Below are 14,003 nucleotides of genomic sequence, written 5' to 3'. Positions count from 1 at the left end.
ATACTTTGAGAGAAATATTTGAAGTTTTAATTGTAGAAGACGACTTTAGGGTTGCTGATATCACACGTCAGTATGTAAATAAAGTCGATGGGTTTGTTGTGCAAACGATCGTTAAAACAGGGGAAGAAACTTTAGACTACTTAAAAAATAGACATCATTTACCTGATTTAATTTTCCTAGATGTTTATATACCAGATGTAGTGGGGTTGAATTTATTTTGGGAAATTCGTAAAAGGTTTCGTCTGGTTGATATCATTATGGTCACTGCTGCAAAGGAAGTATCGACAGTCGAAGAAGCACTAAGGGGTGGAATTTTCGATTATATTGTTAAACCTGTTGAGTTTGAACGATTTGAACAGACATTAAAAAGGTATAGAGAACATCGACAATTTCTTAAGTCGAAGGAAGAAGTGGAACAAGAAGATATTGATCAGTTAACAGGATCAATTCATACATCATTTTCTTCTAAATCAACAGGAATAATGGAATTACCTAAAGGAATAGATGCAATTACACTTGATAAAATTAAAAATATTATGAAACAAAATCAAGCAACGGGATTAACGGCTGTTGAATTAGGTCACCAAATTGGTGCTAGCCGCTCAACTGCAAGACGTTATTTAGAGTTTCTCGTTTCTGTAAAAGAAGTTGAGGCAAAATTAAAATATGGTGACGTCGGTAGACCTGAACGACGTTATCTACTAACGTAAACAAAATGAACAAAATTCGCATAATGATCAATAATGAGCTTATGTTCATAATATAATCCCTCTATTCAAATTATGTTAATTTGAATAGAGGGATTATTCTATTATCTCCACTACCGATTGTAAGCGTTTTACATTTTTGTTATTTTATACATTGATTCTTATTATTTTTTTATACATCAATTGCTTACTAGAAAGGATGAGAACATATGCTTAGTATAATAGGATTTGCGACAATTATTACGATTGTATTTTTACTTTTAAGAGGGAGAATTAATCCGATAATAGGTCTTGTTCTCGTTCCAATTATTGGTGCGTTAATCGCGGGATTTGGTATGACTGAAATCGGGGGGTTCTTTACGAATGGGATTGACCGTGTAATGAGCGTCGTTATCATGTTTATCTTTGCGATACTATATTTTGGAATTATGCAAGATGCTGGATTATTTGATCCTATCATTAATAAAATGATTGCGATTTCTCGCGGTGATGTAATTGCTGTTGCCGTGGCAACTGTAATTATTGCTGCGATTGCTCATCTAGATGGGTCGGGAGCTTCAACGTTTCTGATCACAATACCAGCCCTTCTTCCATTATATAAACGTTTAAACATGAGCCCCTATTTACTTTTACTTTTAGTAGGAACGAGTGCAAGTATTATTAATATGGTTCCATGGGGTGGACCTATAGGACGTACAGGTGCAGTGCTCGGAATGGATCCGACTGAGTTATGGAGACCACTTATCCCTTTACAAATTATCGCTATGATTCTATTAATAGGAATGGCCATTATTTTAGGAATAAGAGAAAAAAGGCGTATTGCAAAAATGGTTGAAACAGAAAGCGCAAGTATAGAAGCAGCAGCTGCGTATGAGTTAACAGAAAGCCAAAGTGCTTCAGAGCTACCAAAGAAAGAAAATACTCTTGCACGTCCAAAGCTTCTTTGGTTTAATTTATTACTTACTATAGGTTTGGTCGGTATGTTAGTTTGGGGTATTATTCCAGCTGGGTTTGTATTTATGATTGCACTCAGTATTGCGTTACCACTGAATTACCACACAGTAGATGAACAAATGCAACGTATAAAAGCACATGCACCAAATGCGCTTTTGATGGCAACAATTATTCTCGCGGCAGGGTCGTTTCTAGGAATATTAGGAGGTACAGGGATGTTAGATGCCCTAGCAACGGACCTGGTTATGATTTTGCCTGAGTTTATTGTACCGTATTTGCACTTAATCATTGGTGTATTAGGAGTACCTTTTGAATTAGTATTAAATACAGATGCGTACTATTTTGCCCTCCTACCAGTAGTAGAACAAATTGTAACAAGTTACGGAGTAGATACAGTATCTGCAGCCTATGCAATGGTAATTGGTAATATTATAGGAACTTTCGTCAGCCCGTTTTCACCTGCTCTTTGGTTAGCGCTTGGTTTAGCTGGACTTGAGATGGGAAAACATATTCGTTATTCGTTTTTCTGGGTGTGGGGTTTTAGTATAGTATTACTTGTAGTAGCTATATTAATTGGAATTATTCAACTATAAGAAGAAAAAATATATTACAGGCTGACTTCACAGTTAGCCTGTTTTTAATCTCACAACAACGGCAGTAATATCTCCACTTCAAGACAACCTACGTATTTTGTGTTATCCTTCATAATAAACTAGCTCCTTCCGTAATGTAGCTCTGATTTGGTTTGGGTTTTTTGTAGTAATTCAGTCTAACCAAATTAACCTACGAACTTACGAGTAAGGGGCTAGTTTCGTTCATGATAACTTTATAAATATTTTTGGGTTTTTCTTCAATAACTGTAAACGTTCTACTCTACATACATGACATTTATCATGTTTTTTACATGACAGCTATGACTACAACGTTTCCTCACTTTCATTTATCCTAAAGATACAAACAAATGAAAAAGAGGAAGTGATTAAAAACAATGGGAAATCAAAACCATAAACACTTAAGAAAGCAACTTGCCCCCTTTGAAAAATCAAATACGAAGACAAGTGTATGGCAAATCGTAAATACGATGGTACCTTTTTTTGTCCTATGGGTCCTTGCATATGCTAGTCTTTCCGTTTCATATGTTCTTACGTTCATCCTATGTACAATTGCAGCTGGATTTTTAGTACGGATATTTATTATTTTTCATGATTGTTGTCATCAATCATTTTTTAAAAATCGTCGGGCGAACCAGATTCTTGGAACTATTACTGGGATTATGACATTTTGTCCTTACGAACAATGGAAGCACAGTCATTCTGTACATCATGCGACAAGCAGTAATCTAAATAAACGTGGAACAGGTGATGTATGGGTTCTAACAGTGGATGAATACGTATCTGCATCTATATTGAAAAGAATTGCTTACCGTTTATATCGAAACCCGTTTGTTATGTTTGTATTAGGTCCCATATATATCTTCTTAATTGAGTATCGATTTAACATGAAAAATGCTCGAATGAAAGAACGATTGAACACCTATTTAACAAACTTTTCCATTGTATCTATTATCGCCGTTTTATGTTGGGCAATTGGTTGGCAGGCGTTCCTTTTGATACAAGGACCAATTTTCTTAATTTCAGGCTCATTAGGTATTTGGTTATTTTATGTTCAACATCAATTTGAAGACTCTTACTTTGAAAATGAGGACGAATGGGACTACGTGAAAGCGGCATTAGAGGGTAGTTCGTATTATAAACTGCCAAAGGTGTTGCAATGGTTAACAGGGAACATCGGTTTTCACCATATCCATCACTTAAGCCCAAGAGTTCCTAACTATAAACTTGAAGAAGTTCATAACAAACACCAAGCATTACAAGAAGTACAAACAATTACGATCGGCTCAAGTCTGAAATCACTTCGTTTTCGTCTTTGGGATGAGAACAATAAAAAGTTCATTGCGTTTAATGAGATTAAAGACGTACAAGTTAATCCAAAAGTTAAAGTACAATAATAACGGCTGTTATTTTGTTAGTTGTTATCCAATATCATTACCTCCTCTTTTTAAACGCTTTTAGTGTTTAAAAAGAAGAGGTCATTTTTTTAAAGTCAAATTGTTTACAATGAGTCCTATTCAAAATATTCTATGGGGGATATGGAACCCCCACTGAGTAAAGTTTCTCTTTATGGTAAGATAACGAGGAAGATACTGTAAAAATGAGGGTCCTTACATGATAAATAAGCTAAAATTTTTTCAAAAAAACTCAGGAATATCTCCTTATATTTGGAGTAGTTTTAGTATTCTACCGTTTTATTTTGTTTTTCAATCTTCCTCCACCCCTGCAATAATTACAGGTATCACGCTTACGATTATGTTTTTTGTCTCGTATCGTTTTGCGTTTATGTCACAAAAATGGCCTGTGTACGTTTGGACCTGTATTCTAATTGCTATATCAATAACAATGACCATTTTGTTTCAATTTATTTATTTTGCTTTCTATATTGCGTACTATAACGGTAATATAAGAAATCGAGTGGCTTTTCTTACTTTGTATATCATTCACTTGGTATTTACGATGATAGCGATTAATTACAATATCTTAATAAAAGGGGATTTATTTTTAAAACAAATACCTTTTATTATTATTGTGTTGATTAGTGTAATTCTTCTTCCATTTAACCTTTATAATCGCAAAAAGCAAGACCAATTAGAAGAAAAGCTTGAAGATGCAAATAAAAGAATTGCGGAGTTGGTAAAGCAAGAAGAACGTCAACGGATTGCCCGTGACTTACATGACACACTCGGTCAAAAACTTTCTCTTATTGGTTTGAAGAGCGACTTGGCCAGGAAGTTAATCGACAAAGACCCTGAACAAGCTAGAAATGAATTAAACGATGTCCAACAAACCGCAAGAACGGCATTGAATGAAGTACGAAAAATGGTATCGCAAATGCGCGGTATTCGTATAAAAGAAGAAATTGTTCATGTTAAGCAAATTCTAAAAGCAGCTCAGATTGATTTTGAATATGATAGAGACGTTCAGCTAACCAATGTATCTCTTTTTGTTGAGAACATTTTAAGTATGTGTATGAAAGAATCGGTCACAAACGTTGTTAAACATAGTCAAGCTACGGTTTGTTATATTTCAATAGAGCAGCATCCCAATGAAATTTGTATTAAAGTAAAAGATAACGGTGTCGGTATTAATGAGGAGCAAGATTTGTATAAGGGAAGCGGTATCCAAGGTATGAGAGAGCGTTTAGAATTTGTAAATGGAAGTTTGGATATCGTCTCAGAAAATGGAACGACGATTACGATGAGAGTCCCAAATGTTATCAAGCAGACGGAGGAGGAACGCCTATGATACGAATCGTTATTGCTGAAGACCAGAGAATGTTATTAGGTGCATTAGGTTCATTGCTGAATTTAGAAGATGATATGGAAGTGGTGGGTAAGGCTACCAACGGTCAAGAAGCTATAGATCTAGTCAATGAGTATAAACCTGATATTTGTATTATGGATATTGAAATGCCTGAAAAAAGTGGACTAGAGGCTGCAGAAGAACTGAAAATACTACAGTGTAAAGTAATCATTTTAACAACGTTTGCTCGTTCGGGATATTTTCAACGTGCGTTAAAAGCAGGAGTGAGTGGTTATTTATTAAAGGATAGCCCTAGTGAAGCGTTAGCTAGTTCTATTCGAAGTGTTATGGCAGGTAAACGGATATACGCACCAGAACTAATGGACGACCTATACAGTGAGGGAAACCCTTTAACAGAGAGAGAAAAAGCTGTATTAGAATTGATTGCAGACGGAAAAAACACGAAGGAAATTGCGGATGAGCTCAGCATTAAAACAGGAACGGTTCGGAACTATATTTCTACAATATTAGATAAACTTGAAGTGAAAAACAGAATTGAAGCAATTACACAGTCAAAAGAAAAAGGATGGTTTAAATGAAGGAGGATCTATTTGATTCTCCTTTTATTTAAATACAAATAAATAGCACACTCAAATGGAAAAATAAAATATTTAATTTTCAAAAAACTCTTGATATTGTTTGGTCATTCTAATAAAATAATCATTAAATTTCAATAAAAATTTTATTAATACATAGGGTACTACCTTTATAATTTATTTTAATAGTATAAGGTTATCCCTTTATTTTTTTGTAATTTCATTAAATTTATATTTTGTAATTGAATTAATATTTAATTCTATTGTTTAAATTACACTAAAAGTGGTAATAGGGGAATTTAGTATTGGTAATAAATAAGTATTTATCAGTAATTTATTTTACTAATTGAGAGGAGTGGTTTTTTTGGACAAATATATCTTTAAAAAAAATGAAAAAATTTGTTCCATTTTCAGTAATGCTGGAGAAAACCCTTTATAATTAAATATAGATTTAAAAATTAAATTTTTTTTCACAACAAAAAAGGGATTACTATTTCTTTGAAGAATAATAAAAATATGAAAGTTAAATCTTTTATATAAGTATGTAATTTATATTATTAATAGGAGGGGATATCCGTTAGGAGAGTAAATTGTCGTAGTTACTAGTTGTAGAAAGCGAAAAGCGTTTGTAAAGATTTAGTGAAAGATCTCAAAATATGACGAAAAGAATATCGCTAAAATATTTAGAAAATACTATACTCTATTCTCAGAAAAATATTTAATAGTTCACCAAATAGTTCATTTGCCATGAAGAGATTTACCAATCACGTAATTTGTAAACGCTTCCGCAAAACGAGTTAGTTTCACAGTAAGATAAGTAGTTAGTTCAGTTTTAAGTTTCTGAATATTTCAAATATTATGCTCAGTGGGGGGTTACTTATGAAAAAAATGAAAAATAGTCTATTATTAATGGTTCTTACTGTACTTTCTTTAGTTGTGGTCGGCTGTTCATCTAACCAATCATCATCTTCAAGTGAAAACACTGGTGGTAACGACAGTGAAGGAAGCAATCAATCTGAAGAAACAATAGTATTACGTGCTTCATCTGGCTTACCTGCTCACCATGTTTGGCTAGAGTCATACCTTTATAGCTGGATGGAACGAGTAGAAGAAGACTCAAATGGGCGTCTACAATTTGAACTCTATACGGGTGGAGAATTAGTACCGCTTGGTGGAGAATTAGATGCATTAAATGCGGGTACGATTGATGTTGCTTTACCAGTAATGCACCTTTATGATCCAGGGCGTTTTCCGTTATCAGAAATTACTATGATCCCATTAACAGATTCGGGTGCAGAAATAGTAAATAATGCATACTACAATCTTGTCTATGGTGATCATGAATTGCAAGATGGTAAGACATTTTATGAGTTAGAATTTGAACCACAAGGCTTAAAAGTATGGGCTGTAAATGCAGGTGACCCATATACGCTTGCGACAACAGGTAAACGTTTTGAAACACCAGAAGACTTTAATAATATTAGAATTCGAGCTGGAGCACGTGTAAGTGAGATGTTTCTTAACAACGTAGGTGCAGCGTCAATTACCATGCCACAAACAGAATCTTATGATGCTTTAAGCCGAGGTGCATTGGATGGTAACCTTCTTTGTATTTGTGACTGGGATGGATGGGGCTTCCAAGACTTATTTGCATATTCTTTAGAGGGCGCAAACATTGGACACTATACAGCAGTATTCGGTATGACAGAAGAGAAATGGAATAGCTTACCTTCAGATATACAAGAAATATTAGAATCAGCAGCTAAAGAATTACAATTAGCTGAACCGACTGTAGCACGTATGGTTGAAGCGGATCAAATTAATCGTGATTTAGTTGAAGGCAAAGTTGAATTTGAAACTCTTGACGATTTAAATGACGAAACAAGAGAACATATTATGCAAGCGATGGAAAAAACGTGGTTCGATTGGATTGAAATGGTAGACGAACAAGGTTCTCCTGGAAAAGAAGTTGCAAAGCTTTGGAGAGATTTAATTATTGAAGCTGGTGGAGATGTACCAGACAAAATTAAAGAAATTGAATAGAGGTAAATAGGTATATCTCTAGTTTGATTTTATAAGTTAGAACAAGAAAAAAGGAACTATAATCATTCCTTTTTTCCTGTTCAAAACTATAAAAGATTGAGTGATATATTACTAACCTTTCATATTAACTCAAAAGTCACTTTAATGTTCATTAAAAGATTAAATTTTTTCACGAAAAAAAGGTATATTTATTTCATTGAAGAATAATAAATCATGAAAGTTAAGCTTACAAAGTTTAATAATTAATAAAAAAAGTAATTTATACTATTTTAAGGGGGGATTTCTTCAATGGAAGTCATTCAGAGTAACTAGGTGCTGTATTGAAAAATCGTTTTAAGGTTAAATAGTGGTGAAGCTAATAACTCCTCTTAACTTTATAGCAATATTTTAAGAATAAAAGAGTACTTGAAGGTGTTCTCGTTCAAGCAGTTAATGGTGTCATAATAAAAACCCTCACTATGAAAGGTTAGCAATTAAAAAACTAACCTGTTTGAAAGCGCTTACCAAAACGTATGTTATTTTTCTGCAAAAAAGAAAATCGTTTCGGTATTGAAGTCTGAATATTTAAAATATTACATAAGTGGGGGGTTACTTATGAGAAAAATGAAACATGGATTTTTATTAACTGTACTTTCTTTAATTGCTTTACTAGTGATTGGATGTTCATCTAACCAATCATCAACACCATCTAGTGAAAATAATGAAAGCGATGCTAACAATGAAGGAAATAATCAAACAGAAGAGACAATTGTTATCCGTGCCTCAACGGGATTACCAGCTCAACATGTTTGGTTAGAATCGTTCATATATGGTTGGATGGAAAGAGTCGAAGAAGAATCAAATGGTCGTGTTCAATTTGATCTTTATACAGGAGGGGAATTGGTTCCTCTTGGTGGCGAATTTGATGCATTAAATGCAGGGACGATTGATCTTGCATTACCAGTCATGCACCTGTATGACCCGCACCGTTTTCCGTTATCAGAAATTACGATGATTCCTTTAACGGTTTCAGGAACAGAAGTTGTGAATAATGCTTACCATAACCTCGTGTATAGTGACCGTGAATTACAAGATGGTAAAACGTTCTATGAGCTAGAGATGGAAGCCAATGGTTTAAAAGTTTGGGCAATGAATGCAGGTGAACCATATGTTATTAATACGGTAGGAAAGGAATTTAAATCTCCTGCTGATTTTAACAATGCTAGAATTCGTACAGGTTCACGATTAAGTGAAATGTTTGTTAATAATCTTGGAGCTACATCAATCAGTATGCCACAAACCGATTCATATGATGCGTTAAGTCGTGGGGCATTAGACGGTAACTTAATGAGTGTCGGGGATTGGTTATCGTGGGGTTTCCAAGATTTAATAAAGTATGTGCTTGAAGGCGCAAACATTGGCCACTTTACTTCAGTATTCGGAATGACACAAGAAAAGTGGGATAGCTTACCAGCTGATATCCAAGAAATTATGGATACAGCCGCAAAGGAACTACAAATAGCACAAGAAGCTAATGACTATATGTTAGCAACAGATATTGAAGTTCGTGAACTGGTTGAAGGAGAAGTTGTTTTTGAAACGATTAACGATTTAAATGACGAAACAAGAGATCATATCATGGCAGCGATGGAAAAAACTTGGTTCAGTTGGATTGATTTACTTGAAGAGCAAGGTTCGCCAGGAAAAGAAGTTGCAAAGCTTTGGAGAGATTTGATTATTGAAGCTGGTGGAGATGTACCAGAAAAGATTAAAGAGATCGAATAATCTAATGGCATAGAAAGCTATAAAAAGTTTTACTATATGGAGGTGAATCTTCCTTGGCAGATCCAATAATGTTGACGATATTTTTCATAGTATTTATTGCCCTCTTACTATTAGGATTGCAAATAGGTACGGTTCTTTTAGTGACAGGGATTTTAGGAATATTCTTACTCGGTGGTATTGGTCCACTTACAGGTATATTACAAACGGATCCATTTGCAAGGGTAGCAAGTTATGCACTAACAACAATTCCACTATTTGTCTTAATGTCACAGTTTATTATGCACTCGGATATAGTTAAATATTTGTATCACTTAGTATTTAAACTATCTCGTGGTAAGCCAGGGATTTTAGGAGTATTTACAATCATTCTGGGAGGATTTTTAGGGGCTGTTTCTGGATCTGCAACTGCTATTTCAGCAACACTAGGTCAAATTTCTGTTCCAGAATTAAAAAAACATGGATATTCCGAGGATCTCGCAGGGGCAATTGCCGCCTCTGCGGGAACTCTCTCCACGTTAATACCGCCTTCGATTGGGTTAATTATTTATGGCGCGATTACGCAAACCCCAGTTGGTTCATTATTTATGGCGGTTATTATACCAGGTATCTTAACAGTACTTGTTTTAGTGATTTGTACTTCGATTATGTATAAACTTTCTACTAAAGAAAAGGTGGCTGTAAACGAAGTAGCAGCTACTACAACTGTAGAAGATTTTCCTAAGTCGAAATATGTGATTTCTATCGTTGCAAGTGTTGTTATTATGGGTGCCATTTTTGGGGGGATTTATGCAGGTGTGTTTACTCCTACCGAAGCAGGTGGAGTTGGGGCATTTGTAAGTTTAGTAGCAGCGCTTTTATTAGGGAAAGTCAATAAATCATTCATTAAAAATTCTTTTGTCAGCACGGTTAAAATTACATGTATGGTTTTATTCATTATGATTGGAGCAGCTGTTTTTGCAAGATTTGTTTCGTTATCAATGCTACCGAGAAAATTAATGGGATTATTGGAGCCTTTAGCATCTACTCCTATTTTAGTCATCATACTTCTATTAGTAGCTTACTTCTTCTTATTTATGTTTATTGAAGGGGCTGCTGTCATCCTAATGACAGTTCCGATTACGCTACCTATAGCTGAGATGGCAGGACTTGGAGCGCTAGAATTTGGGATTCTAATTAGTGTTGTTGGAGCAGCTGGTATGTTAACCCCTCCAGTTGGATTATGCGTTTATGCCGTCTCAGGTGTGACGAAAACACCAATTGAAAAACTGTTTAGACATACGACGGTTTTTGCAATTGCGGTTACTGTAGTGGTTGTTACTATTGCATTAATTTTCCCACAAATTATTACTTGGTTGCCTAGTACGATGTAAATCTATGAAAAAGGATGTGAAAACAGTGGAGGGAAAAATAGACACTCTATATAAAGGGTTTACTAAAATTAAAAATGGAGGACTAGTACTTGCGGGTGTAGCTGTATTTTTAATGATGGCATTTATCGTCGTAGATGTAACCCTGAGAAACCTATTTAACGCTTCTATCTCTGGTAACTATGAGATCATTCAAAGATACTTAATGCCACTTGCAGTTTTTCCTGCAATAGCGATTACGTATTCTTCTGGATTAATGCCAAAAATTACTATGTTTGTAGAAAAACTATCAGAAAAAGCTCAGTATATTATTAATATGTTATTACTGTTTCTGGAGATATTCGTGATGATTTTGATTTTTTATTACTCTTGGAAATATGCGGTTCAAGGGCTGCAAGCAGGTGTAACATTTCCTGCAGGTGGAAAAATGTATCCTCTCTACCCAGTGCTCTTTTTAGTTCCGATCGGGTTTGCTCTTCTGATGATAGAGTTAGTTTTCAATATTATCAAAGAATTAATGAAAAATCCTTTTTCTAGTAAAACAACTTAACTTTCTTTTGTTTAACTTTAGTTATTTTTAAAATGGCTCTTTTTAAACCTGTTGATTTTTGCCTCATTACTGAAAAGTGGAATGAATCTAGTGAAAGTATTACTTTTTCGTTCATTCCACTTTACAGTTTATTTTATGACGTATGAAACTGAAAATTCATAAGGTGAGCAGGAATAAAATCAACAGTTTGTTTACTTAACACAGCTTAAAATTATGGAGGAGTGAATAAATGAGTTCTTCTACTTTAATGTTATCAAGGCAACAGTTAGTAGGCGAGACATTGAAAAGAGCGGCTCACCAATCGCCGCATAAAGACGCTTTTGTATATGAAGGTAAACGGGTTACGTATCAACAAATGGATGAAAGAGCTAGTCAATTAGCGGGCTGGCTTCAAGCACAAGGAATTGAGCACGATGAAAAGGTAGGGTTTATTTTAAAGAATGGCTTACCCTTCGTTGAAGCATTTTACGGAATAGCATTGTCTGGCGGAGTAGGTGTGCCGATCAACTTCCGTTTAGCTGCAGGTGAAATTGAGTATATTGTTAATAATTCAGACTCAAAAATCCTCATAATTGACCGTGACTATGTTGAAGTCATCCAAGAAATTCGTAACCGAATTCCAAAAGTTCAACAAATTGTTGTCGTCGGAACTGAACATTCAAATGAAGACTTTATTAACTATCACTCTATTTTTGAGAAACAGTGGAATTATACACCTGTTGAGCAACTTTGTGATGATGACGGATGTATGATTGTTTATACTTCAGGTACAACTGGACGACCAAAAGGAGCAGTACTGACACATAAAAATTTATGTCAAAATGGTATGAATTGTATCTGGGAGTTTAGATTGCAATTTGAGTGCAATCAGTTGATCGTCACACCATTATTCCATGTTGCGGCAATGAATTCATTAGTTACCATTTGTTTAGTGAAAGGCATTACAGTTGTACACCGGGATTTTGATCCTGTTCAAGTCTTGAAAACGATTGAAGAGGAAAAGATTAATACACTATTTCTTGTTCCTGCGATGTGGAATTTCTTGTTACAAGTTCCAAATGTAAAAGAGTATGACGTGTCTTCCATGCAAAATTGTATGACGGGTGGAGCAATGTGCCCATTAGAAGTGAAAGAAAACGTAATGAAGCTATTCACGAATGCTGGCATTTTTGATGTTTTTGGGCAAACCGAAATGAGTCCTGCTACTACTGTATTGCAACCGAAAGATTCGATACGAAAAATGCGGTCAGTTGGACGTCCTTTTATTAATGTAGAAGTAAGAATTGTCGATGAAGAAATGAATGATGTTCCTATTGGAGAAGTTGGTGAAATCGTTTATCGTGGACCAACATTAATGAAAGAGTATTATAACAATCCAGCTGCAACTGAAGAAGCATTTAAAGGTGGTTGGTTTCATAGTGGCGACCTCGTTCAAGTAGATGATGAAGGGTTTATCTATGTAATGGACCGCAAAAAAGACATGATCATCAGTGGGGGAGAAAACATTTATCCAGCAGAAATTGAAGATGTTCTTTATACTCACAATGATATTTTAGAAGTGGCAATCGTTGGAGTTCCTGACCCTCAATGGGGAGAGAATGTAAAAGCATATGTTGTACTCAAACCAAATAAAAGTTTAACAGAGCAAGAGGTTATCTCTTATTGTGCAAATCGTTTAGCTTCATATAAAAAACCAAAACATGTTGAATTTATTGATGCACTTCCTCGAAATGCATCAGGAAAAGTTTTGAAATATGTATTAAAAAGCACACATAGCAGTAGCAATGAAAAGGTACAGTAATGATAGTGCTTTGTTAATGAAAGGGGTTTATCTCAATTGAATTACGAAGCGATACACTTTGAGCGACGTGGCTCAGTAGCATTAATCACATTAAATCGCCCTAATGCCATGAACGCAGTAAATGCAACATTATGGAATGATGTTGGCCATGCATTAGAAAGCTTTTCAAAGGATGATAGTCTTCAAGTTGCTGTTTTGACTGGGGCTGGTGAAAAAGCATTTTGTGCGGGTGCGGATCTAAAAGAAATTGCCGCTGGCCGTAGTATTCAACCACCTGGTGGTGAAAAATGGGGCTTTGGAGGGATCGTAAATCATTTTGTTCCGAAGCCAGTTATCGCAGCAGTCAACGGATTTGCTTTAGGGGGAGGAACTGAAATAGCATTAGCTTGTGATTTAGTTGTCGCCTCAGAAAAAGCGAGCTTTGGTTTACCAGAAGTTAAGCGTGGCCTAATAGCAGCTGCTGGTGGTCTCCTTCGCTTACCTCGTCAAATCCCATTAAAAATAGCAATGGAGGCTGTACTAACAGGTGATCCATTATCGGCAGAAGAGGCATTAAAGTGGGGGTTAGTTAATAAAGTTGTACCACATGAGGACGTCATTTCAACCGCTTTGGCTCTAGCTGAAAAGATTAGTGAAAATGCGCCATTATCATTAAAAGCGAGTAAAGAAATTGTATACCGTGGACTTGATCGCCCTCTTGATCATCCTCCAGAAGCTTGGGAAATTAACGACGAACATACGAGTGTTATTATGAATTCTCAAGATGTAATTGAAGGCTCTAGCGCATTTGCTGAGAAAAGAAAGCCCATTTGGAAAGGTTGTTAATTTCTAAAAGAAGGAGAGGGGCGTATTCCCTCTCCTTTCT

The 14,003-nt window shown here is 35.3% G+C and carries 11 protein-coding genes; all 11 read left to right on the top strand.

The window, feature by feature from the left end:
- The first annotated feature begins 5 nt into the window (after positions 1-5).
- The 11 genes from BK574_RS07125 to BK574_RS07075 all read left to right on the top strand — a co-directional run bounded on the left by BK574_RS07125 (position 6) and on the right by BK574_RS07075 (position 13,963).
- Positions 6-710 (top strand): response regulator, encoded by a 705-nt coding sequence (locus tag BK574_RS07125; protein ID WP_078428101.1) that lies wholly within the window; start codon positions 6-8, stop codon positions 708-710.
- Positions 711-916: 206 nt separating this feature from the next.
- Entirely contained in the window at positions 917-2,254 is a 1,338-nt protein-coding gene (locus BK574_RS07120) for a CitMHS family transporter (RefSeq protein WP_078428100.1), read from the top strand.
- A 395-nt stretch (positions 2,255-2,649) separates the two neighbouring features.
- A complete protein-coding gene (gene desA, locus BK574_RS07115) occupies positions 2,650-3,669 on the top strand; it encodes a Delta(5) desaturase DesA (RefSeq protein WP_078428099.1) in 1,020 nt (339 codons plus the stop codon).
- Between the two features lie 217 nt (positions 3,670-3,886).
- On the top strand, positions 3,887-5,020 hold the full coding sequence (locus tag BK574_RS07110; RefSeq protein WP_158211575.1) for a sensor histidine kinase: 1,134 nt from the start codon (positions 3,887-3,889) through the stop codon (positions 5,018-5,020).
- Positions 5,017-5,616 (top strand): response regulator, encoded by a 600-nt coding sequence (locus BK574_RS07105; protein ID WP_078428098.1) that lies wholly within the window; start codon positions 5,017-5,019, stop codon positions 5,614-5,616. The genes BK574_RS07110 and BK574_RS07105 overlap by 4 nt, the downstream gene beginning before the upstream one ends.
- Before the next feature lie 876 nt (positions 5,617-6,492).
- Positions 6,493-7,656 carry a type 2 periplasmic-binding domain-containing protein gene (locus BK574_RS07100; protein WP_158211574.1) on the top strand — a complete coding sequence of 388 codons (1,164 nt, stop codon included), beginning with the start codon at positions 6,493-6,495 and terminating at the stop codon, positions 7,654-7,656.
- A 594-nt stretch (positions 7,657-8,250) separates the two neighbouring features.
- Positions 8,251-9,420 (top strand): type 2 periplasmic-binding domain-containing protein, encoded by a 1,170-nt coding sequence (locus tag BK574_RS07095; RefSeq protein WP_078428096.1) that lies wholly within the window; start codon positions 8,251-8,253, stop codon positions 9,418-9,420.
- 53 nt (positions 9,421-9,473) lie between these two features.
- Entirely contained in the window at positions 9,474-10,790 is a 1,317-nt protein-coding gene (locus BK574_RS07090; RefSeq protein WP_075387692.1) for a TRAP transporter large permease, read from the top strand.
- A gap of 25 nt (positions 10,791-10,815) precedes the next feature.
- Complete coding sequence (locus BK574_RS07085; protein WP_158211573.1) at positions 10,816-11,337, top strand: TRAP transporter small permease; 522 nt, start codon at positions 10,816-10,818, stop codon at positions 11,335-11,337.
- Positions 11,338-11,566: 229 nt separating this feature from the next.
- Positions 11,567-13,138, top strand: coding sequence for an acyl-CoA synthetase (locus BK574_RS07080; RefSeq protein WP_078428094.1), 1,572 nt, complete (start codon positions 11,567-11,569; stop codon positions 13,136-13,138).
- 36 nt (positions 13,139-13,174) lie between these two features.
- Positions 13,175-13,963 (top strand): crotonase/enoyl-CoA hydratase family protein, encoded by a 789-nt coding sequence (locus BK574_RS07075; protein ID WP_075387689.1) that lies wholly within the window; start codon positions 13,175-13,177, stop codon positions 13,961-13,963.
- Positions 13,964-14,003 lie beyond the last annotated feature (40 nt).

This window comes from Alkalihalobacterium alkalinitrilicum (genome assembly GCF_002019605.1).
Classification (GTDB): domain Bacteria; phylum Bacillota; class Bacilli; order Bacillales; family Bacillaceae_F; genus Alkalihalobacterium; species Alkalihalobacterium alkalinitrilicum.
Note: the sequence above shows the minus strand (reverse complement) of the source record. Positions and strands in the feature narration are given on the sequence as shown.

What these genes read in the sequence shown, in the direction of transcription:
- BK574_RS07120 (WP_078428100.1), top strand. Translation starts at nt 917, where the DNA reads ATGCTTAGTATAATAGGATTTGCGACAATTATTACGATTGTATTTTTA.
- desA (WP_078428099.1), top strand. Translation starts at nt 2,650, where the DNA reads ATGGGAAATCAAAACCATAAACACTTAAGAAAGCAACTTGCCCCCTTT.
- BK574_RS07110 (WP_158211575.1), top strand. Translation starts at nt 3,887, where the DNA reads ATGATAAATAAGCTAAAATTTTTTCAAAAAAACTCAGGAATATCTCCT.
- BK574_RS07105 (WP_078428098.1), top strand. Translation starts at nt 5,017, where the DNA reads ATGATACGAATCGTTATTGCTGAAGACCAGAGAATGTTATTAGGTGCA.
- BK574_RS07100 (WP_158211574.1), top strand. Translation starts at nt 6,493, where the DNA reads ATGAAAAAAATGAAAAATAGTCTATTATTAATGGTTCTTACTGTACTT.
- BK574_RS07095 (WP_078428096.1), top strand. Translation starts at nt 8,251, where the DNA reads ATGAGAAAAATGAAACATGGATTTTTATTAACTGTACTTTCTTTAATT.
- BK574_RS07080 (WP_078428094.1), top strand. Translation starts at nt 11,567, where the DNA reads ATGAGTTCTTCTACTTTAATGTTATCAAGGCAACAGTTAGTAGGCGAG.